General features: G+C 71.4%; 17 protein-coding genes and 1 pseudogene. 6 read left to right on the top strand and 12 right to left on the bottom strand.

Features of this window, described 5'->3' with window-relative positions:
* A partial coding sequence (locus tag J7I97_RS30620) for a hypothetical protein (RefSeq protein ID WP_308378373.1) occupies positions 1-625 on the top strand: 625 nt, incomplete at its 5' end.
* 9 nt (positions 626-634) lie between these two features.
* Here J7I97_RS30620 and J7I97_RS30615 read toward each other — a convergent pair.
* The 3 genes from J7I97_RS30615 to J7I97_RS30605 form a co-directional block, all read right to left on the bottom strand.
* The gene (locus J7I97_RS30615) at positions 635-1,075 is read right to left on the bottom strand and encodes a hypothetical protein (protein WP_214941362.1); all 441 of its coding nucleotides are present in this window, start codon (positions 1,073-1,075) and stop codon (positions 635-637) included.
* Positions 1,076-1,578: 503 nt separating this feature from the next.
* The gene (locus J7I97_RS30610) at positions 1,579-3,516 is read right to left on the bottom strand and encodes a flavin monoamine oxidase family protein (RefSeq protein WP_374195529.1); all 1,938 of its coding nucleotides are present in this window, start codon (positions 3,514-3,516) and stop codon (positions 1,579-1,581) included.
* A 292-nt stretch (positions 3,517-3,808) separates the two neighbouring features.
* A complete protein-coding gene (locus J7I97_RS30605) occupies positions 3,809-4,084 on the bottom strand; it encodes an isoamylase early set domain-containing protein (RefSeq protein WP_214941359.1) in 276 nt (91 codons plus the stop codon).
* A gap of 598 nt (positions 4,085-4,682) precedes the next feature.
* On the opposite strand from J7I97_RS30605, the gene J7I97_RS30600 reads away from it, so the two are divergent.
* Positions 4,683-6,566, top strand: coding sequence for an ABC transporter ATP-binding protein (locus tag J7I97_RS30600; protein WP_214941356.1), 1,884 nt, complete (start codon positions 4,683-4,685; stop codon positions 6,564-6,566).
* 182 nt (positions 6,567-6,748) lie between these two features.
* Positions 6,749-7,447, top strand: a complete 699-nt coding sequence (locus J7I97_RS30595) for a L,D-transpeptidase family protein (protein WP_214941373.1) — start codon at positions 6,749-6,751, stop codon at positions 7,445-7,447.
* 242 nt (positions 7,448-7,689) lie between these two features.
* Here the strand turns inward: J7I97_RS30595 and J7I97_RS30590 are convergent, their stop codons facing one another.
* Both J7I97_RS30590 and J7I97_RS30585 read right to left on the bottom strand, forming a co-directional pair.
* Positions 7,690-7,878, bottom strand: coding sequence for a hypothetical protein (locus J7I97_RS30590; protein ID WP_214941353.1), 189 nt, complete (start codon positions 7,876-7,878; stop codon positions 7,690-7,692).
* A gap of 359 nt (positions 7,879-8,237) precedes the next feature.
* Complete coding sequence (locus tag J7I97_RS30585) at positions 8,238-9,716, bottom strand: hypothetical protein (RefSeq protein ID WP_214941350.1); 1,479 nt, start codon at positions 9,714-9,716, stop codon at positions 8,238-8,240.
* A gap of 63 nt (positions 9,717-9,779) precedes the next feature.
* On the opposite strand from J7I97_RS30585, the gene J7I97_RS30580 reads away from it, so the two are divergent.
* The gene (locus J7I97_RS30580; protein ID WP_214941347.1) at positions 9,780-10,493 is read left to right on the top strand and encodes an AfsR/SARP family transcriptional regulator; all 714 of its coding nucleotides are present in this window, start codon (positions 9,780-9,782) and stop codon (positions 10,491-10,493) included.
* A 29-nt stretch (positions 10,494-10,522) separates the two neighbouring features.
* Here J7I97_RS30580 and J7I97_RS30575 read toward each other — a convergent pair whose 3' ends face one another.
* Positions 10,523-11,158 (bottom strand): 2'-5' RNA ligase family protein, encoded by a 636-nt coding sequence (locus tag J7I97_RS30575; RefSeq protein ID WP_308363827.1) that lies wholly within the window; start codon positions 11,156-11,158, stop codon positions 10,523-10,525.
* 115 nt (positions 11,159-11,273) lie between these two features.
* Entirely contained in the window at positions 11,274-12,218 is a 945-nt protein-coding gene (locus J7I97_RS30570) for a nucleoside hydrolase (protein WP_214941344.1), read from the bottom strand.
* 213 nt (positions 12,219-12,431) lie between these two features.
* On the opposite strand from J7I97_RS30570, the gene J7I97_RS30565 reads away from it, so the two are divergent.
* Together J7I97_RS30565 and J7I97_RS30560 are read left to right on the top strand one after the other, a co-directional pair.
* A complete protein-coding gene (locus J7I97_RS30565) occupies positions 12,432-13,637 on the top strand; it encodes a GDSL-type esterase/lipase family protein (protein WP_214941341.1) in 1,206 nt (401 codons plus the stop codon).
* A gap of 118 nt (positions 13,638-13,755) precedes the next feature.
* Positions 13,756-13,992 (top strand): annotated as a pseudogene (locus J7I97_RS30560) (cytochrome P450); the annotation flags it as partial.
* 57 nt (positions 13,993-14,049) lie between these two features.
* On the opposite strand, the gene J7I97_RS30555 reads toward J7I97_RS30560, so the two are convergent.
* From J7I97_RS30555 to J7I97_RS30535, 5 genes are all read right to left on the bottom strand, one after another.
* Entirely contained in the window at positions 14,050-16,986 is a 2,937-nt protein-coding gene (locus J7I97_RS30555) for an NHLP bacteriocin export ABC transporter permease/ATPase subunit (protein WP_214941338.1), read from the bottom strand.
* A gap of 1 nt (position 16,987) precedes the next feature.
* A complete protein-coding gene (locus J7I97_RS30550) occupies positions 16,988-19,105 on the bottom strand; it encodes an NHLP family bacteriocin export ABC transporter peptidase/permease/ATPase subunit (protein ID WP_251049851.1) in 2,118 nt (705 codons plus the stop codon).
* 203 nt (positions 19,106-19,308) lie between these two features.
* Positions 19,309-20,115, bottom strand: a complete 807-nt coding sequence (locus J7I97_RS30545; protein WP_214941333.1) for an HlyD family efflux transporter periplasmic adaptor subunit — start codon at positions 20,113-20,115, stop codon at positions 19,309-19,311.
* A gap of 104 nt (positions 20,116-20,219) precedes the next feature.
* Entirely contained in the window at positions 20,220-20,438 is a 219-nt protein-coding gene (locus J7I97_RS30540; RefSeq protein WP_214941330.1) for a hypothetical protein, read from the bottom strand.
* Between the two features lie 551 nt (positions 20,439-20,989).
* On the bottom strand, positions 20,990-21,169 hold the full coding sequence (locus J7I97_RS30535) for a hypothetical protein (RefSeq protein WP_214941327.1): 180 nt from the start codon (positions 21,167-21,169) through the stop codon (positions 20,990-20,992).
* Between the last annotated feature and the right edge of the window lie 128 nt (positions 21,170-21,297).

Genomic DNA, 21,297 nt, shown 5'->3' with positions numbered 1-21,297 from the left:
ATCACGTGGGCCTGTGCCCGTTCTGCTGCCACCCCTCACAACGACCGTGTTTCGGCACCTACTGCCGGTCGCTCTAAGTCGGTACATCGGCGGCATATTCGGGCTCGTCTTCATCGTGGTGAACGCCGGTGCTCTGCCGACCAACGTGGGCGCTCCCTTGCGGGGGCTCGCGATCGCCGCGTTCGCCGGCCTGTTCGTCGTGCTGCGGCGCGGGCGCGCGCCCCGGCCGACTGACACCGCGCCACAGACGGCTGACGCCGCGCCACGGACGGGCTTCGGACGGCGCTACTGGCTCGTGGTGGCCGCCGAGGTGGTCATCGGACTGGCCGGGTTCGTTGCCATCAACAGCCTGCTGCACGCCCCGCGAGCGACGGTGGCCTGGATCGCGCTCGTGGTCGGGCTGCACTTCTTCGGGCTCGCGGCCGTTTGGGCGCTGCCGCCGCTTCGCTGGCTGGGCGCGGGGATGTCCGCGTGCGGCGCGGTGGGGCTGGCGCTGTGCGCCTACGGATCCTCCCAGGCCACCATCGCGGCGGTCGCCGGGGTCGGCCCGGGCGTTCTGCTGCTCGGCTCCGTCTGGTGGGGCGTCCTCGGCAACACGGAGCGCCGGGGCGCCCTTACCGGTTGAAAGCCGAGCTCAGCGCTTGGACTGAGTGCGGCTGACCCGGCGCGGGGGCCGACGGCGGTTCGGGGTGGCCTCGGGAGCCGCTTCCGGGGAAGAGAAACCGCCCGGAACGACCGGTGGGGCCAAGGGCCGGCCGGTGGGCGCGGACGTGGCGGTGGGCGCCGCGGATGCCGGGCGCGATGCGCGGGCGAGGACGGACACGTTCGGGATGAGCGGTGCGCAGGCCTGGCAGACCTCCATGAGCGTCCACACCTGGCCGATGACCGGGTTGTGGACCAGGAGCAGCAGCGGGGTGCCGAAGCAGGACGCCCGGGCGTTCTCGTGGAACGAGCACTCGGCGGCGCCGCAGGCGCACGCGGCGTTGGGCCTGACCGTGACCAGACGGGCATGCGCCCGAGCGTGCTCGGCGGCGAAGCGGCGCATCGCGGCGGTGTCGCGGGACCGGGGAGGCATACGGCAGGTCAGGTTGCTGCAGGCGACGCTGACGGTGTGATCGGCGTGGCCGGTCAGCCGGACCGTCCAGGTTCTCCCAGGGACGCGCGATCCGGGAATGATGGTCAAAGGGGAGCCGTCCGTTCGGTGACGCGGTGATGATGTCGGATGTACCCACTATTCCCGCATCCGCGGCCGAAGGCGCATTGGATTTCGCGGCTCTTCAGCGCGCGTGTGGGCGGGAGTGGCGGGTTCGCGGGGTGAACGGAGTCAGCGAGAGACGCTTTGTCCGGTCCCGGCCGGGGCGCCTCTTTCTCGCACGTCATTGCGTTTCTGTCAACGTGGCCCACCCATGCGGGAAGCAATGTGGGCCGGACCGGCCGATCCTTTCGACGCCGCCCTTCGGATCCATCCGGGTGAGCCCGGCGTGAACGCGCCCCGCGGCGACGGGGTGTGCGGCGTACGCGGTAGCGGCCTGCCGCCGACGGGGCGCGCCCTCGGCACGGAATTCCAGGGGCCGGCGGTCACTCGGCCAGGTGGACCTCCAGCGCGGTCCGTACGGCCGACTCCAGCGCGCCCTCGATCCACGCCGGCTTGACGGAGGTGTGGCAGCCGGCGAAGTGCAGCCGGCCCTCGGGGCGGCGTACGTGCGGGAAGAGCTCGGTGTGCTGCCCGGGCAGGAGTACCGAGGCCTCGCCGTACGCGTACGGGTCGCGCATCCAGGACTGGGTCGCGCCGACGCCCGTGTAGAACACCTCGATCCGCTGCCCGTACACCTCCTGGAGGCCGGACAGGGCGCGCGGGTACCGCTCGGCGTCGTCGAAGGCGTCCCACTTCAGGGCGTCGTCGGCCCAGCTGTAGGAGGCCAGGACCACTCCGCCCGCGCTGCCTTCCACCGGGTGCGAGGGCTGGAACATGAAGCGGTTGGGGTTGTCCGTGGTGGAGCCGCCGCCGATCACGCCCGCGGCCTCCGGCTGGTCCCGGGCGATGAGCCGGCTGGCCGCGTAGTGCGCGCGCTGCGCCTGCGTGACATGGCCCTTCGGCGTCGCCGGGTGGGCGCCCAGCAGCGCGCCGTCACCCTTCGTGCGGCCCAGCTGGTAGTCGGTGTACAGGCCCTTGCGTACGGCCTCCAGCTCGCGCTTCCAGTCCGCCTCGGTGAACTCCCACCAGCGGCGGCTGAATTCGAGCAGCACCTTGGTCGCCGCGTCGTAGTGCAGCTCGGTGACCGCGCGCCGCTTGCCGTACGAGAGGGCGGGCGTGACCGGGATGTGCCGCAGCCCGGAGAACGGGACGGTGACGATGGCGATGTCACCGGTGAACGTCTCCCGCTCCACGGGGCTGCCGCCGCGGCCCTCGGAGACCGTCTCCACGGTGACCTTCTTCTTCTCCGGGTCCTGGGCGATCCGGGTGACGCGCCGGTCGAGCCGCACCAGGTCCTTGACCCGGTCGTACAGGGCGTCGGCCAGGGTGCCGGTGCCGTCGGGGAGTTCGAAGAAGCGGGTGTCCGGGCTGATCAGGGCGGAGGAGATGAAGGAGTGGAGGAAGGTGAGGTGGAGCCGGGAGGTGAGGTTCTCGACCGTGCCGATCAGGTCCACGGTCTGTTCGTCGAGCTTCGCCTCGTCGGTGAGGTAGCGGTACATCGACATGTGGCCGTAGCGCTGGATGACCTGCGCCCAGCCCTCGACGAGCGCACGGCCCTCCTTGCCGTCGATCAGCTTGCGTACGGGGGCCAGGGCGCCGCGTACGATCTGGGCGGCCGGGACGGTCTCGTAGGCGGCGGGGACCCCGAAGGAGCGGTTGACGGCGCGCGGGTCGCGCGCGTAGTCGGCGCGCCGGACCCGCAGGCCGTTGACGAGGATCCAGGTGCGGTACGCGGGGCGGCCCGAGCCGTCCACGTCGACCAGGTGGAAGGGGCGGCGCTTCAGCCCCAGGCTGTCGATGAGCCCGGTCACCAGGGGGTGGCTGTCGGGGATGCGCATGGCGCCGGCCTCGGCGTACTGCTTCGGGTCGGCGAAGGGGGCCGCGGCGCCCTCATGGCCGCCAGCCCGGAAGGTCTTGATGCGGCCGCCGACGCGGTTGGCGTTGGCCTCGATCACGGTGACCTTGTGTCCGGCCGAGCGCAGCAGGTGGGCGGCGGTGAGGCCGGCCGGCCCGGCGCCGATGACGAGCACCTTCTTGGGGGCCCTGCGGGACCGGGGCAGGCCGGACTTCAGCAGGATGTCGGAGTAACGGGGCACCAGGGACTCGTCGTTGTCGTCCCGGACCAGGACGGCGCGGGCGACCGACAGGCAGGTCTCCGTGTCGGCCGAAGGCGCTGAGGCGGGCGCGAGGGAGGTGGCGGGGGCCGCGGTGGCGGGAATCGCCGCGGCGACACCGCCGGCCACGGCGAGGGCGCCCGCGCCGGCGAGCAGCGTGCGGCGGCTGGGCGAGTCGGGAGTCGGGGAAGTGGGTTCAGTGATCACGAACCCACCCTCGGGGCCCCGCAGCGGCCCCGAGCACCGGACGCGCGTAGACCCCGGCGGAACCACCCGAACGTGCAGCGGTCAACTCAATGCTGACACCGTAGAGTTGCGTGGCCCACGCGTTGACCACCCTGACCGGCTGACCAGCCGACCGGCTGACCCGCTGACCGGCTGACCGGCTGACCGGCTGACCGGCAGCACCGGATACATGGCGCCGGGGCCTCGGCAGGAGGCCTCCAGGTGACAGCCGGGACCTTCCGGCCCCGGCGTCCCCGTCCTGGAGGAGCCGGTGTCAGGTGTCCAGGCGACAGTTGGGGCCGTCCTGGCCGTCGGCGGCCTCGTCGTTGAACCAGTAGTCCCCCGCCGCGAGGTAGCGGAACGAGTGGGTGCTCTTGGCGGGCAGGGCGACGGTGACCGCCCGTGTGCCATCCAGCCGGGCCTCCAGGACGTGCGTGCCGGGCTTCCAGTCGTTGAACGAGCCGACCACGCTGACCGGCCCGGGCGGGGCATCGGCCGGCAGGACGAAGGTGACCTCGGTCGCTTTCTTACGGCGCTGGCGTTCAAGCACGGAAGAGCTCCTGTCTGCACGTCGGGGTGCGGGGGCGGCCCCATCCTCGTGCCCCGGCCGCCCGGCCGCACCACGACGCGGCGGGGAAACCACCCACGCGGCCGCAGAACGACACGCCTCAGGATGGATCCGCTGCTCCGGTGGTGAGCGGCTCTCCCCTGCCCGCGCCCGCCCGACGCCCGCCCGCACGAGCACCGCCCACCCGACCGCCGCCTGCACGAGCACCCACCCGCCCGATCGCCCTCCCGCACGAGCACCCGCCGAGCACCGTCAGCCGTCAGCCCGCCCCCTCGCCCTGGGCCGCAACCGATTTCCGAAGGCCCACCCCACTCACCGACGGGTTCCGGCCGTTCTCCGCGTCCCGGCATCCCCGGCGCTCCGCCGAGGCCCGACACGGACCGCCAGCGGGCCGGTGCCGCCGGCGTCGGCAGGTCGGCCAGATCCCGTTGCTCCGCCCTCCGGCCTGCTGTCTACTCACTCCCTCCAGTTCCCCCGGACACCGCGCCCGCCTTCCCCCACGTCGGGGGGTGGGCTTCTTCGTCATGCCGGCACACCGGCCGAACTGGCGCCCCGCACCGACGAGTCGAAGGAGCACGAGATGACTGGGAAGACTGGGAAGCAGGCGGAGAAACCCGTCCTGGCCGCGCCGCCGGAGTTCAAGTTCACCTGGGGTCAGCACAAGCAGGCCATGGAGCGGCTGTCGCTGGTCCAGATGGCCCGCCGCGTGCCGGCCTCCCTCGCCCACACCGCCCGCCTCGCTCTGGCCGTGAACCGGACCGCGTTCTTCGTACTGGTCTGCGCCCAGGTCCTCGGCGGGATCTGCACGGCGGCGGCCCTCGCGGCGATCTCCAGGGCGATGGGGCCGCTCCTGACGGGCGGAACCGTGGAGGAGCGCATCACGGCCGCCGCGTGGCCGCTGATCGTCGCGGCCGCGATGACCGCGCTCGGGGCGCTGGCCTCCATCGCCTCCGGCAGCGCCGCCCGCCGACTGGCCCCCGGCATGTCCACCCTCGCCGACCTCGCCATGGTCGACGCCCACATGGACGTCGATCTCGCCGCCTACGACGCCCCCGACTTCACCGAGCGCTCCGAGGCCGCCGAGACCGGATCCGCCCGTTCCGCCATGCTCCTGCAGGACGTGCTGGGCTTCACCGGCGGCCTCATCGACATGATCGCCGTCGCCTCCGTCCTCGCCGTGGTCCACCCGCTCCTGCTGCCACTGCTCCTGCTGTCGGTGATTCCCCGGGGTCTGGGCTCGGTCTACGCCGCCCGCCTCGACTACGCCCTCCACAACGAGACGATCGCCTCGCGGAACATCAAGCACATGATGCGCTGGCACCTGACCACCCCGAAGCTCGCTGACGAGCTGCGCGGGAACTCCATGCGCGAGTACTGCCACCACTGGTACGAGGCCGTGTGCGGGCGCATCGACTCCAGGATGGTCTCCTCGGCCCCCCGCTACCTCACCGTCTACCTGATCGCCGCCACCGCCTCCGGGGCGTTCGTCGTCCTCACCTACGGTGCGCTCGCCGGACTCGTCGTCGGCGGGTACATGGCCATCGGCGCCGCCGGTACGGCCATCGTCGCCATGCGGACCTCCACCGCCGCCCTGAGCAGCCTGGTCGTGTACGGCGCGGCGATGTTCCAGCACGCCCTCTACCTCGGCGACTACGCCGCCTTCATCGAGCAGTCCGCCGAGCAGTCGGGAGCGCGCGGACCTCAGGTGGCGCAGGCTCCGGAGAAGATCCGGCTGGAGGAGGCCACGTACACCTACCCGGGCAAGGACACTCCCGCGCTGGGCCCGGTGTCCTTCACCCTCAACCGGGGCGAGGTCGTCGCCGTCGTCGGCGAGAACGGAGCGGGGAAGTCCACCCTGATCCGGCTCCTGACCGCGCTGACGGCCCCGACCACCGGCACGGTCTCCTGGGACGGCGTACCCACCTCGGACTCCGACCAGCGCACCGCCTGGACACATGTCGGCCTCGTCACCCAGTCGTACGGCCACTGGCCCTTCTCCGCCCGCGAGAACATCACCCTCGGCCAGCCCGGCCCGCGCGGTGAGGAAGCCGTCTGGGAGGCCCTGGACGCGGTCGGCATGAGGCTGACCGTCGCCGGGTTCCCGGGCGGCCTGGACACACTGCTGGCCCGCTCCCTGTGGGGTGGGCACGAGCCCTCCGGCGGACAGTGGCAGCGCCTGGCCTGCGGCAGGGCCTTCCACCGCCGCCCGGCACTCCTGGTCATGGACGAGCCGACGTCCGCGATGGACCCGCGTGGTGAGCACATGGTCTTCTCCGGGCTGCGGGACATGAGGGAAGAGCGGATCACGGTCATCGTCACGCATCGCATGGAGAACTGCCGGCTCGCCGACCGCATCGTCGTCCTCGACGCCGGGCGGATCACCGAGCAGGGCAGCTTCGACCAACTCGTGGCCGTGGAGGGCGGCATGTTCCGGGAGCTGTACGAGCTTTCCCAGGACCGGTAGGACGCGGAAGGGGATGCGGGGCATCGCGCCAACAGGCCGCGTGCTCCGCATCACCCCCGTGCACGCCCGTACGGCATTGGTACGAGGTGATTTACGGACCCGGGAACCCAACTCACCCCGAGCTCCGGCACGTTCCGGCTCCTGGCGGGGAAGAAATGCGTCGGGAGGCCGACGTGACATTCATGCGGAAGCGTACGAGGCGACGGGCAGCGGCAGTGGTCGGCGGCGCGGTGGCGCTGGCGGCGCCGCTGGTGGTCGCCGGGGGCGGGACGGCGCAGGCCGCGTCCTGCAACGTGACCACCGGGCCGTACCAGCGGCAGGTCGAGCAGTTTCTGGGGCGGCCGGTCGACGGGTGGCAGTCGGCGGCCGACTGCAACGCCGTCAAGGCGTTCCAGGCGACGCACGGCATCACCCCCACCGCGGGGTACGCGGGACCGCTCACCTGGCGCACGATGAGCACCATGCTGGACCAGCGGGCGGCCGGCAACACCCCCAACCGGGCGGGCAAATGCCCCGTCAACCTCGGGCGGATCGCCTGCGTCGACCTGACCAGGCAGCTCAGCTGGGTCCAGGACGGCGGGGAACTCGTCTACGGCCCCGTCCCGGTGCGCACGGGCAAAGCCGGCACCGAAACCCGGACCGGCCTGAAGAAGATCTACTACCGCAGCATCAACCACTGGTCGACCATCTACGACGTCGAGATGCCCTACTCACAGTTCTTCGACGGCGGCATAGCCTTCCACTCGGTGAACAAGAGCATGTGGAACCCGCCCGGGTCGGGCGGCTGCGTGAACATGCGGCCCGCGGACGCCAAGGCGTACTGGAACATGCTCAAGAACGGTGACGATGTGTACGTCTACGGCCGCAAGCCCGGAACCTAGTGCCGTGGCCCGGGCGCACCGGGACCCATGCCTCACCGGGCGTCCTCGGAGTCCAGGGCGCGCCTCCTCGCGGCCATCCCGGTACTGAAGGCGAGGAGGAGCACGGCCCACAGAGCGGACTTCCAGGGCGAGGTATCGCCCTCCACCGCCGGGGACACCCGGCGGTCCGGGTCGTAGGCGACGCGGACCTCCGCGCCCGCGGGAGCGACGGCCGCGGCCGTCAGCGCCCTGGACTCCAGCCATCAGGGGCCCGGGGCCGCCTCCCGCATGGTGGCCTGGCAGGCCGCGTCCCGGATGCCTGCGATAACGGCCTCGATCTGGTGGTGCGGGACGTCGACACCGGTGGGGCCGGGTATGAAGCGGACGCCGGTGCGGGTGGGCTCGACGATCAGGCGCTTGTCTTCGGCGTCGGCATACTCGTAGTGGCTCACGGGGTCCTTCCGGGGGTGGGAGCGGCAGAGGTCGCGGGTCGGTCCGGGTGCGGACGTCGATGCCGGCTCGGCGGGCCAGTCTGACGGTCTGGCCTGTGCCCGAGCTGTGACCGGTCACGAGGCCCCGGAACGGGGTGGCCTCTGCTGGACCCGCGTGAGGCGATCGGCGTCGATCGCGGGCCGCCCGTGAGCCATAAGCCGTCGGACATGGGAAGGTGCACCGCCTGGTATGCCTGCGGCTCCATACCCGTCAGCAGGACACCGCGGTGCCGGAGCCGTCCGTAGACGGCAAGCCTACGCAACGGACGGTATCGATGTCGGTGCCTGCTGCAATTTCTCCCGGAGGCGGCCGGCGACCGTCAGAGCGCGGCCTCGGTGGGGAGCTCGGTGGGGAGTTCAGTGCGTAGCTCGGTGGGGAGTTCAGTGCGTAGCTCGGTGGGGAGCGAGGCCAGGACGGCCGAGGCCTTCGCCGCTTCGGGCAGGCCGAGCGCGCCGAGGAGCACCATGGCCTCCTTCAGCCGGGCCCTGGCACGGTCGCGGTCACCGACCGCCGCGAGCGCGGTGCCCAGGAGGTGCAGGGTTCGCCCCTCGGCGGCGCGCCATCCGACCCGGCGGGCGGCGGCCAGCGCGCGGTCGCCGCACTCCGCGGCATCCCAGGGGCGGTTCGCCGCGAGATGGGCCGCGGTCTCCGAGATCAGGTTCATCACCTCGAAGGCCGGGTAGCCCCATCGCACGCCCAGCTCGGCGCTCTGCCTGTGCCGGGCGATCGCCTCGTCCGTGCTGCCGGTGTGCCGGGCGACGATTCCCAGGCTGTAGAGCGCATGGGCTTCGCCGTAGCGGTCCTCGCTGTCGCGGGCGGCGGTCAGACTGGCCCGGCCGGCTTCGGCGGCCTCGCCGAAGCGGCGCAGGTTCAGGAGTGCGCTGACGCTGTTCGAGAGGGCGTTGGTGGTGCCCCACACGTTCCCACAGGCCGCACCGACGGTGATCGCCTCCCGGTAGAGCGCGTCGGCCCGCCCCCAGTCGGCGCGTCCCTGCCGGACCAGAGCCCGGCAGGTGAGGATTTCGGTCCGTACGACCTCGTCGGCGACCACACGGGCCGCGCGCTCGGCGTCTTGGAGGGTGCCCTCGGCCCCGTCGAACTTGCCCAGCCGGGTGAGGGCGGCCCCCAGCATGTAGCCGATGCGGCCGGCCGCGCGCACATGGCCCTGTTCCCCGGCGGCGCGCAGGATGCGATGGGCCGGGGCGATGAGGGCGGCCCACAGGAACGAGCCGTCGAGCAGCGGGTCGAGGGCGAGCACCGCATCGGCGACGAGCCCGACGGCCGAGGGGGCCGCCTCCACGGTCTGTACGGCTACCGCGAGAACGGCCTCGGGGTGGAACGCGAGTGGTGGCCGCCCTTCGCGCTCGGGGGCGGACGGGGTGGACGGGGTGGACGGGGTGGAAGGGGCGGAAGAGGCCGAAGGGGCGGAGGGCGTACCGTTCGAGACCGTGGGGGTCAGCAGGTCCGGCAGGTCCGTAAGCGGGTGGCCCGGGCGCTCGGCGGCGTAGGCGTTGCGGGCGCAGGCCAGGATGTGGTCGGCCAGCCGGAGGAGGGCCGCCGTACGTTCCTGTCCGTCGCACTGCCGGGACCGCGCGGCGGCGAACTCCCTCAGCAGATCGTGAAACCGGTAGGTGAACGGGGCCGGGGACTCCAGGAGTCCGAGCTCCGTTACCCGTTCCAGGTACCGCTCCGCCTCCGACGGCTCCAGCCCGGCCAGCGCCGCCGCCCCTGCGAGGTCCAGCGTCGCCAGCCGCGGGACCGACAGGAGACGGAACAGGCGGGCGCTGCGGGATCTCATCTCGGCGGTGTGGGGGGAACGGCCGCCCGGCCGGGCGGTGGGAAGCGTACGTACGCGTGGGGGTTGCGTGCCCTGCTCGAACCCGGCCGCGTGGTACGGGGCCGGGACCAGGACCGGGACCGGCTGCTGGTGTCGGACGGCGACGGGTACGCACTGCGGGTGCCGGCGGAGTCAGTCGACGCGATCGTGTTCAAGCGGCAGGTGACGGCCGGGCGGGAGTTGAGCGAGCGCGGCGAGACCGGTCCGGCGCACGATCTGCTCACGCGGGCCCTGGAGTTGTGGGGCGGGGAGCCGCTCGCCGGCGTGCCGGGGCCCGACGCCGAGCGACAGCGCGAGCGGTTGTGCGGGCTGCGCAGGCAGGCGCAGGAGCGGCTGGTCGCCTGCGAGCTGGCCCTGGGCCGGCACAACGCCGTGGTGCCCGATCTGGTGGCGCTGGTCCAGGAGTCCCCCCTGGACGAGAGGCTGCGGGCGCACCTCATGCTGGCCCTGCACCGCTGCGGGCGGCTCGCCGAGGCCCTGGAGGTCTACGCGGACACGCGCACGTTGCTGGCCGGCGAGCTCGGCGTCCCGCCCGGCCGTGAACTGACCCTGCTGCGGGACCGGTTACGCGCCGCCTCCCACACCGAACCGCGCGATGCCCACACTCTCGGACTTCGGGGAGTCCAGGGCGCCCGGACCGCGGCCGCCGCCCCCATGGCTGGGGCGCGAAGGCCGGATCATGCGGCTGGCGCTCTCCTGAGCCGCCTCCCCCGTGTCAGCCCCCCCCGCCGACGGTGAGAGCGGGCGTGCTTTCACACTGAGTTACGTTAGTGATGCGTGCTGTGTTGACCGGCTCGGCCGGTCTCCGGGAGCCACGTGACCTGGCCCGTTCCGAGAGTGATAGCGGCCCGTGCCCGCATCGGCCCGTCGGCCCGGCGGGAGAGGAGGACCACCTCCCCGACCCTTGCCGACTGCCCGCCGAGGCGGGCGGCGCATTCGGCGGCGAGCTTCTTCGGATTCCGCGTCCGTCCCAGGGAGAGGTGCGGTGTGAAGCTCTCGCCTCGGCCTCGGCAGCGCGGAAACCGCTCCCCCAGCGCCCGGTGCAGGCCGGACCATGGCGCCTTGTCGGCAGCAGCCGGGTCGAGCCAGACGGTGGCGTACGCGCGGTGTCTGAAGGCGTGAACTCCCTCCAGCCGTATGTCGAACGGCACCCTCTCGGCGGCCGCCGCGGCGAGCAGCGGGGCAGCCCGGGCGAACTCCGCCTCCGGCACGAAACCGAAGAGCAGGTTGACGTGTGGCGGCCACCGGCGGATCTGTGGATCGTGCTCCCAACGGATGTCCTGGATGCTCGGCCAGAGCTCCGGGGGCGGTATCCACGCCACCGCCGTGCGGGCGGTCGGTGCGATGCCGAGGGCGTCGGCGGGTTCGGCCCCGCCGAATTCCGGTTCCGGTTCCGCTTCCACACTGCCATCATCCGCCCCGGACAGCCCTCAGAGCACTTCGATGGCCTCCTTCAGCCTCCCTCGGCCTCGCTTCGGCCTCGCTCCGGCCTCGTCCGGCCGGAACCTGACGCGCCGCTCAGCCCTTGCGGCCGCCCAGGGTCGCGACAGCGGCGACCATCCGGTCCCAGAACAGGTCTGCCTCCAGGGTGATCGCCGCCTGCGCGTTCACCGGTCGGTCCATGTACCGGTGCAGGTCGACGACGGTCGCCCCCCGCGTGTACCGGCCGTGCAGTTCCACGACGACATTGGCGTCCACACAGTGCACGATCTTCGGATCGATCACCCGGGCGACGGCGACGGGATCATGCAGCGGCGGGTCCTGGAACCCCCACAGTTCGCGGTAGGTGGACGCGTAGAACATCAGCAGCTCGGCGCAGGTACGGCCGAGGTCGGTACCCATGTCGTTGAAGCGGGCCACCACCTCGGGCGTGGCGAGCGCCTGGTGGGTGACGTTGAGGCCGCACATGGTGACCGGTACACCGCTGCGGAAGACGATGTCCGCGGCCTCCGGGTCGGCCTGGACGTTGAACTCGGCTGCCGGGGTCCGGTTGCCCCGCTCCGTCGAGCCTCCCATGAGGACGATCTCTCGGATGCGGGCGGCGGCACCGGGGTAGCGGGTGAGCAGCAGGGCGATGTTGGTCAGCGGAGCGGTCGGGACGAGCGTGACCGGTTCCGGATGGCTGGTCAGGATCCGGTGGATGAGATCCACCGCGTGCTCGGGGACCACGTCCACGGTGGGTTCGGGGAACTGGGGTCCGTCAAGGCCGGAAGTGCCGTGCACGTCGTCCGCCACCTTCAGCGGTTCGACGAGCGGGCGGTCGCAGCCGGCCGCGATGGGTACGTCGGCGATTCCCGCGAGTGTGCAGACCCGGCGCGCGTTCAAGGTGGTCTTGGCGAGCGTCTGATTGCCGGCGACAGTGGTGATGGCGAGGAGATCGACAGCGGGATCACCCGCCGCCAGCATGATCGCGAGGGCGTCGTCGTGCCCCGGGTCGCAGTCGATGATGATCGGGACGGGCACGGTCACTCCTCGACTTGCGGATCGCGAACATCACCAGTGTGCCGTTCCGGAAGGGGCCCGGCCAAGAGCGCAGGGGTTCGCGGCGTGTGGATGGCGAGTTACTTCGCTCCGTACGGTGCGATCGCACGATGCTGACGCAGGAGCGCGTCGCGGGGCGCCGGCCGGGGATAATTCGTGAGCCATTGGAACCTACGGTCCCTATTGTCGCTGTTCATGGAGCCAATCGCCGATCCGTCCGTCGTCCGTGCCCCCCACACCACTGGCTGGATCACCACACCCATCGAACCCCGCATCCTGCGCGGCGCCCTCGACCTGGAACGCACCGCGCACGGCGTGCTGCCCCACCGGTTGCCCGCCTGGGCCCGGAAACAGTTCCCCAGCGGCCTGGCCATGGTCGAGGCCCAACCCTCCGGTGTGCGGCTGGCCTTCCGTACCCGGGCCACCGCCGTCGAACTGGACGTGCTCCCCACGAAGACGGTCTACCTGGGCGCCCCGACGCGTCCGGACGGTGTGTACGACCTGCTCGTCGACGGCCGCCGGACCGGCCGGGCCAGCGTGGCGGGCGGGAACGTCCACACCGTCGACATGGCCGCCCAGTCCGCGGCCACCCGGCCCGGCCCGCCCGGCACCATCCGGTTCACCGGGCTGTCCGCCGACCTGAAGGAGATCGAGATCTGGCTGCCGCACGGGGAGATCACCGAGCTGATCACCCTGCGCACCGACGCCCCGGTCGAGGCCGTCCCGGACCACGGCCGCAGGGTATGGCTGCACCACGGCAGTTCGCTCAGCCAGGGCTCCTCCGCCGACAGCCCGACCGCGACCTGGCCGGCACTGGCATCCGCACTCGGGGGCGTGGAACTGATCAACCTGGGTCTGGGCGGCAACGCCCTGCTCGACCCGTTCACCGCCCGCGCCATGCGTGACACCCCCGCGGACCTGATCAGCCTCAAGATCGGCATCAACCTGGTCAACACCGATCTGATGCGCCTGCGCGCCTTCTCCCCCGCGGTCCACGGCTTCCTCGACACCATCCGCGAGGGGCACCCCACCACCCCGTTGCTGGTCGTCTCCCCCGTCCTCTGTCCCATCCACGAGGACACCCCGGGCCCCACCGCACCGGACTTCGACTCCGCGAAGCTGAGTTTCCGGGCCGCGGGCGACCCGTCGGACGTCGCCGCCGGGCGGCTGACGCTCAACGTCATCCGGGACGAGCTCTCCCGCATCACCGCGCAACGGGCGGCCGAGGACCCGAACCTGCACTACCTCGACGGTCGGTCCCTCTACGGCGCACCGGACTTCGCCGAGCTTCCGCTGCCCGACCAGCTTCACCCCGACACCGCCGGTCACCGCCGCATCGGCGAGCGCTTCGCCGAACTGGCCTTCGGCGCGGGCGGTCCGTTCGCCGTCAGTGGCGACTGAGCCACTCCTTTCGGGGGAGAACCGGGCTAGCTGTCGCGGGTACGGGGGAACTTCACCTCGATGAGCACCAAGATCATCGAGTGCGTCAAGTCCGAGGAACCATTGCCGGCCGGAGCGCTGGGACGCCGACGCTGCCGACCCCGTACCCGACCACGCCTGGTACCCCTTCGGCGGTGGTCAGCGCACCTGTCTCGGAGCCCGGTTCTCGCAGGTCAAAGCCGCTCTGCTGCTCGCCACCGTCGCCCAGCGCTGGCACCTCGACATCCCCGCCCCCGGTGTAGCCCCGCAGGTCGGCCTGCTCCTGCAACCCGCCACCCCCCTCCAGGCCATCGTGCGCCGTCGCCGCCCCGCGTGATCGGCAATGGTCCTGTCCACAGATGGAGTTGATCCCCGCCCCCGAGAGGTCGCCGGGCTATCTGATCTGACGGCGGACCAGTTCATGGAAGAGGCCGTCCGTATCGGCGAGCAGTTCCGCCGGCGGACCCTGCTGGACGATCCCCCCGTCCGACATGACGATCACCCGGTCCGCGTCCATGACCGTGGACAGCCGATGGGCGATCACGACGCGGGTGGAGCGCAGGGCGCGCGTGGACTCGATGACCACGCGCTGGGCCTCGTTGTCCAGCGCGCTGGTGGCCTCGTCCAGGAAGAGGATGCGCGGCTTGCGGATGAGGGCCTGGGCGATCATCAGCCGCTGGCGCTGGCCGCCCGAGACGGTGCCGCCACCGTCGGAGAGCATGGTGTGCATGCCCATGGGCATGGCCTTGATGTCCTCGGCCAGGCCCGCCATCGCGGCGGCCTCCCACGCCTCCTCCAGCGAGAACGCCTCGGCACCGCAGATGCAGTCGAGGATCGACCCGGAGAAGGGCTGGGCGTTCTGCAGGACGACGCCGCACTGACGGCGTACCGCCGTCTGGTCGAGCGCCGCCAGGTCCTGCCCGTCGTACAGCACGCTGCCTGAGAGGGGTTCGTCGAAGCCGATGAGCAGTCGCAGCAGGGTGGACTTGCCGCAGCCGCTGGCCCCGACGATCGCGACGAACTCCCCCGGCCGCACCTGGAACGACACTCCGTCGAGGACGAGCAGGCCGCCGTCCGTGTACCGGTAGGACAGGTTCTTCACCTCGATGGCGCCGCTGAGCACTCCGGGCTGGGTGCTGGAGCCGCGGACCTCGGGGGTCTCCTGAAGGAGTGGTTTGATCTGCTCGAACATGGGCTGTACGGCGGCAGCCGAGATGAGTGCGCCGGTCAGCTGGGTGACCGAGGACAGCATCATCGTCACGGCGGTGCTGAATGTGAGGAACTCGCCGGCGGACATACTGCCTCGGGCCGGTCCGGCCAGCAGCATGAACATGGCGAGCGTACACAGGGGCAGGTAGACCGCGTTGAGCACGGTGCTGACGTTCTTGATCCGGCCGATGCGCTGCTGGAGCTCGCGGGTTCGGGCGAACTCCCGGGCCCAGGCGGCGTAGGCGAAGCTCTCGGCCGCGGCCACCCGCAGCTTCGGCAGGCCGCGCAGGGTCTGGAACGCCTGGTTGTTGAGCTTGTGGCCGAGTTTGATCAGCTGCCGCTGGTAGCGCAGCTGCCACAGCCCCAGGCCCAGGAAGACCGCGGCGATGACGAGCAGCATGGCGATGGCCGCCATCGCCAGCGGCACGCTGTAGAGCAGCATCAGCACGAGGTTCATCGTGCCGACCGCGCTCGCCTGTACGGACACCGAGCCGATACCGGAAAGCACGCGGCGGATGGCGCTGATACCCATGGCCGCGCCGGCCAGTTCGCCGGTGGAGCGGCCGGTGAAGAACTTCGTCGGCAGCCGCAGCAAGCGGTCCCATACGGCCGGCTGGAGGGTGGCCTCGATGCGGCCTTCCATGCGCAGGATGGAGATGTTCTGCAGCAGGGTGAAGGCGGCCGAGACGACGCTGGTCGCGATGAGCGCCAGAGCGGTCTGCACGATGAGGCTGTTTTCGGCGTTGGGTACGTACTCGCCGAGCACCCTGCCGGTGGCGGTGGGTACGAGCGCGCCCAGGCCGACCGCGATCAGCCCGCCCAGGATGAGGCTGCGCAGCTCCTCGCCGGTTCCGCGCATGCTGAAACGCACCAGCCGCAGCAGGCCCAGCTTCCCGTCGGGCAGCGGGCGGTAGAGCATGACGGCGCGCGGTTCGTACGCGGCCTCGTTGGCCTTGCCTATGCGCTCGCGCGCGCCGGTCGCCGGGTCCACGGCCTCGTATCCGCCGCGCCGCCACAGCAGAGCGACCGGCGTCCCGTCCTCCTCGCGCCCGCCCACCAGGGGACCGCTGTTCTCCCGCCACCAGCGGCCGGCGAGCCTGACGGTGCGGGTGCGGATCCGCGAGGCGACCGCGATGCGCTCGATGGGATGCGTCCGCCCCGACGCGCCGGCGCCCACCCCGACCGGTTCGGACACGGTGATGCCGGCTTCGCGCGCGACCAGGCGGCATACGGCGAAGGTCGCGTCGTCGCTCGCACCGCGGCGCGAGCCCCTGCCGCGGCGGTCGATGGAAGCCAGCAGCGTCTGGTCCGCCTGGGTACGGGCAGCCTCGCCGGCCTCGATACCGGCCGCCGTGCGGTCCTCGTGGGCGCGCTCCAGCTGCTCGATCCAGTCGTCCAGGGCGTACAGCAGCCGGTACTGCTGGTCGACCATGCCCTGCCACATCGCCGCGTCGACGAGGAGGGCGCCGGCCGTGTCCTCTCCGTACCCCTCGTAGACGGCGCCGTACTGCACGCTGCCGGGGGAGATCTGCATCCACAGGATGTCGTCGTCGGCCCCGCCGCCGCCGGTGGTGGGACGGGTCTCCAGGGGTGCCTGGTAGAGCACGCGCAGGCCGCGGCCGACGCCGAGCGCGAAGGCGTCCTCCAAGGGGCTCAGCATCGCGTCGGCCGCGCCGGCCGGCCCGTGGTCGTACCACTGTCCGGTCCACTGGTCGTACCACTGTCCGGTCGTATGCCCGGGCCACTGCCCGATCTGCTGCCCGGTCCACTGGTCGCCGTAGTCGGGGCGGTACAGCTCGCGCAGTTCGATGCGGCGCAGCCGGCAGCCGTGCAGGGGCCGTCCGAGCAGGGTGTGTTCGGGGCCTTCGGGCGGGCCCAGCAGCAGGGTGCCCGCCTCCAGCCGGCCCAGGAAGTGCCAGTGCCCCGCCTGCGCGGCGTCGACCGCGAACAGGTCCAGCTCGCCTTCCACGACGAGCCACAGGACGAGCGGGCCCTCCAGGGACAGGCTGCGCAGGCCCGTGCAGTCGACCGCCGAGCCGAGTCCGCCCAGGGCCGCCACGACCGGGTCGGCGGCCCGGCCGGGCTGTGCCCCGGTGACCGTGGTGTGGTGCGGGAACGTCACCTCAGTACTCCTTGACCAGTTCGGCGTACGCGCCCCGCGCGGCCACCAGGTGCTCGTGCCGCCCGCGTTCCACGACCGTGCCCCGGTCGAGCACGACGATCTCGTCGCTGTCGCGCACCGTGCTCAGCCGGTGGGCGATGACCACGCAGGCACAGCCCCGGCGGCGCAGGTTGTCGATGACGAGCTGTTCGGTCACCGCGTCCAGTGCGCTGGTCACTTCGTCCAGGATCATCACGCTGGGGCGGCGCACGAGTGCCCGGGCGATCTCCAGGCGCTGGCGCTGGCCGCCGGAGAAGTTGCGGCCGTCCTGCTCGACAGGGCTGTGGATGCCGCCGGGCCGCCGGGCCACCACCTCGTACACGGCGGCGTCCTGGAGGGCGGTGATGACCGCCTCGTCGGGGATGGAGGGGTCCCACAGGGCGACGTTGTCGCGGACGGTGCCCTCGAAGAGGAAGACGTCCTGGTCGACGAAGGAGACGGAGGCGGCCAGCGCGCCGCGCGGGATGTCCGCGAGCCGCATCCCGTCGATGCGGATCGTGCCTTCCCAGGGGGCGTAGAGGCCGGAGATCAGGCGGGAGACGGTGGACTTGCCGCTGCCCGAGCCGCCGACGAGCGCGATCTGCTGCCCGGGGCCGACCGAGAGGGAGAAGTCCTTCAGCAGGGGTGCGTCCAGCGGGCTGTATCCGAAGGTGATGTTGTCCAGCTCCACATGGCCCTTGAGGCGCCGGGTGCCGGCGCCGGGCTCGCGGCGCGAGTAGAGCGGGTCGACGGGGAAGTTCTCGACGTCCTTGAGGCGGGCGACGTCGGCCGCGAAGTCCTGGATCCGTCCGGCCACGCCGTTGAGGCGGGTGATCGGCGCGGTGAAGCTGGTCACCAGGGCCTGGAAGGCGACGAGCAGACCGACCGAGAGGTGCCCCTCCACGGCGCGCAGGCCGCCGATCATCAGGATCAGCGCGCTGTTGAGCGCGGCCAGCGTGGGCGCGACGATCGCCAGCCAGGCGCTCGGGACGCCGAGCCGCTGCTGCACGTCGAGCGTGACGGCGTGCTGGCCGGCCCAGCGGCGGAAGAAACCGTTCTCGCCGCCGGTGGCCTTCATCGTCTCGATGAGCTGGAGACCGCTGTACGAGGTGTTGGTGAGCCGGGCGCTCTCGGCGCGCAGTTTCTGCGTACCGGTGGCCCTCACCCGGATCACGATCCGCATGGCCACGACGTTGAGCAGCGCGATCAGCACCCCGAGGACCGTGAGCTGCGGGTCGTACGTCCACAGCAGCAGCGCGTAGAGCACGACCACCACGGCGTCCACGCCCGCGGCGGCCAGGTCCCGGGCGAGGGTCTCGGCGACGGCGTCGTTGGACTGGAGGCGCTGGACCAGGTCGGCCGGGTTGCGCTGGGCGAAGAAGGTGACCGGGAGTCTGAGCAGGTGCCGTAGGAAGCGGGCGCTGCCCAGGGTCGAGGAGATGATGCGTCCGCGCAGCAGGTTCGCCTGCTGGAGCGCGGTGAGCGTCGCGGTGAGTACCAGGGTGGCCGCCATCGACGCGAAGAGCACGCCCAGCAGGGACGTCTGGTCGCCGATCAGGAACATGTCGATGTATGTACGGCTCAGCGCGGGCACCACGGCGCCGACGGCGACCAGCAGCAGGCTGGAGATGACGGCGGCGAGCATGGTCCCCGATGTGCCGCGCAGGCGGGCCGGCATGGCGCCCATGACGCCGGGCTTGCGGCCGGTGCGGCGGAAGCCGTCGTCGGGCTGCAAGGTGAGTACGACGCCGGTGAAGCTGGTGTCGAAGTCCTCCATGGGGACGAACCGCCGGCCTTTGCCCGGGTCGTTGATGTACACGCCCCGGCGGCCGAAGCGGCGGCCCATGCCGTCGTAGACGACGTAGTGGTTGAACTCCCAGAAGAGGATGGCCGGGGGGCTGACCCCGGCCAGCGCGGCCAGGTCCATCTGCATGCCCTTGGCCCTCAGCCCGTAACTGCGCGCGGCCTTGAGGAGGTTGCTGGCCCGGGATCCGTCGCGGGAGACTCCGCAGGCGATGCGCAGCTCTTCCAGGGGGACGAAGCGGCCGAAGTGGCCGAGCACCATGGCCAGCGCGGCGGCGCCGCACTCCACCGCCTCCATCTGCAGCACGGTGGGGGTGCGGACGGTGCGGGGGGTCCGGCCCTTGGGGACGGGCACCGGCCTGTTCCGCGAGGAGCGGCGCCTGGGGTTGTTGTCGTTCTTGTCCGCCGGCTCCGGGCGGCGGCGGGCGCCGCCCTGGGGGGTGGGGCGGTGGCGGCGGTGTCCCGCGGGCGGGAGCTGGGAGGCTTCTTCCTGCGATGCGGTCACGGGAGCAGCCAGTCGATGGGGCGCTGCGCTGCGAGGTGGACGGCCGCGGTGACCGGCGTCGTGGAGTCGACGGCGTACGGGGGCCCGTCGGTGGAGGACCAGCGGTAGCCGGACTTGGTCGTGGAGGAGTGCTCCAGCTGTACGAGCACCGCGACGGGGTTGCCCTGCTTGGAGTACTGCGCGGCGAGCCGGCTGTCGCCGAGGAAGCCGCTGATCTGCCCCGGTGTCTGCGGCGCGCGGCCGACCGCCTTGACGCGGCCGCGCAGCACTCCGAACTGCTGGCGGGGGGCGGACTGGACGCTCAGGTCGACCGAGGCGCCGACGGGGATCGCCGCGCCGCTTCCGCCGGGCACGTACAGCATGGCCACCAGCGGGTCGTCCGGACTCTGCACGCGTTCGACGGTCGCGACGTCCGCGCCGGTCGTGAGCACGGAGCCCATCTTGGCGACCAGGGTCGTCACGCGCCCGCCGGCCACGACGCGCACGGTCTGGTCGCCTCGCTCCGTGCGGACCTGGAGCAGGGGCGCGCCGGGGGTCAGGAGCTGCCCCTCCTTGGCGGAGACCGCGGTGACTTGTCCGGCGAAGGGGCTCTGCAGCATGTAACTGCCCTCGGCATGGGTGAGGATGCCGGGTGCGCTCAGTTTGGAGGAGACGGATCCGGTGAATGCCCAGAAGCCCGCGACTGCCATGACGACGACAGTGACGGCAAGGACGAGCCGGCCCTGTGGGCGCGCGAAGCGTACGGGCAGATCAAGCTCTTCTGGCGATTGCAGCTTGGAAAGCGCCTTTTGGCGGAACTGCACGGACTATTCCCTCAACTGCATTCGTGATACGGGTGGTTGAGCGCGGGCAGCCATGAACCCCGGAAGGAAGGAGTTCCGGGGTTCATGGGCAACAGATGTCTCGATCAGAGACCGGCGACACCAGCGCGGACGCCGACGATGCCCTCAACCTGACCGGGGAGGGTCAGCACGCCGTGGACGGTCTCCAGGGAGGTCACCGCACCCAGCACGGTCCGGACGTCGCCGGTCGCGCCGCCGATGAGGCCACCGGAGATGCTCACACCGCCGGAAACGGCGTCCAGCTCGGTGTCGGCGATCTCGCGGGTCTCGATGTCGTTACGCATTATGTGCGCACCCTTCAATTCGTCTGAATGCTTCTCAAAAGACGTGGCGCAGGCCGCAAAAACGAAACAGTCCTGTCCACTCCCGCGGCGGAACCGCGGCGGTGCGCTGATGTAAGCACGTGAACGGGTGACCGGGCCAACCGCGTTGACGCGTTCCCGCGTGCGCGGCGGCAACCGGGTGACGGGCCGTCCGATTTCATTTACCCGATCACCACAGCTCCTTCGCAAGATCGAGTAACAGTTATCCGCCGTCCGTCATCACCGCAGGACAGAAACGGGCATATGCCTACCAATTACATCGGGCATAACCGGTATTTCGAGTGGCAGCGCCAGGGAGGCATCACACCACGTACATCATGTGAAGGTTTGTTGAAGCCGCCCCTGGGCGAGGGGCGCCTCGCGGTCACCGCTCCGGTGCGTGCCTCGCCTTGCCCGAGATCAGCAGCCCGGCGGCGAGCAGGGCCGCGTCGAGCGCCCATCAAGTGTTCTCAGGGCTCTGTGAGGCCGCCGGCAAAGTGCCGGAGACTGTTCACCATGCCCATGGCCGCGCGCTACTGCGGCAGGTACGCCTGCTTGCTCGCGCACTTCCATACGACGGCCCTGGTCTTGCCTTTCGCGTTCACGGCCGAGCCGCCCACCCGGTCGTCGTCGGAGACGGCCGCGGCCGAAGTCGCCTTGTTCGCGGCGAGCCTGGGCAGGGCCAGCACGTCCCCGGAGCCCTTCCAGAACACTGCCTGGTCGGGCAGCCACTTGCCGTTGTCCCCGGGTCACACCAGTTGGTCGCCGAGGATGTCGGCGAACTCCTGCTCGGAGAGGATTCTCGTGCCCAGCTCCTGCGCCTTGGCCAGCTTGGACCCGG

This window comes from Streptomyces sp. ISL-87, from assembly GCF_018614095.1.
Lineage (GTDB): Bacteria > Actinomycetota > Actinomycetes > Streptomycetales > Streptomycetaceae > Streptomyces.
The sequence above is the reverse complement of the archived record's forward strand: the minus strand, read 5'-3'. Positions and strand labels throughout refer to the sequence as shown.

Excerpts from the sequence above, each read along its gene's own strand:
- J7I97_RS30615 (WP_214941362.1), bottom strand. The coding sequence starts at position 1,075 with ATGCCTCCCCGGTCCCGCGACACCGCCGCGATGCGCCGCTTCGCCGCC.
- J7I97_RS30600 (WP_214941356.1), top strand. The coding sequence starts at position 4,683 with ATGACTGGGAAGACTGGGAAGCAGGCGGAGAAACCCGTCCTGGCCGCG.
- J7I97_RS30595 (WP_214941373.1), top strand. The coding sequence starts at position 6,749 with ATGCGGAAGCGTACGAGGCGACGGGCAGCGGCAGTGGTCGGCGGCGCG.
- J7I97_RS30585 (WP_214941350.1), bottom strand. The coding sequence starts at position 9,716 with ATGAGATCCCGCAGCGCCCGCCTGTTCCGTCTCCTGTCGGTCCCGCGG.
- J7I97_RS30565 (WP_214941341.1), top strand. The coding sequence starts at position 12,432 with ATGGAGCCAATCGCCGATCCGTCCGTCGTCCGTGCCCCCCACACCACT.
- J7I97_RS30550 (WP_251049851.1), bottom strand. The coding sequence starts at position 19,105 with ATGGAGGCGGTGGAGTGCGGCGCCGCCGCGCTGGCCATGGTGCTCGGC.
- J7I97_RS30540 (WP_214941330.1), bottom strand. The coding sequence starts at position 20,438 with ATGCGTAACGACATCGAGACCCGCGAGATCGCCGACACCGAGCTGGAC.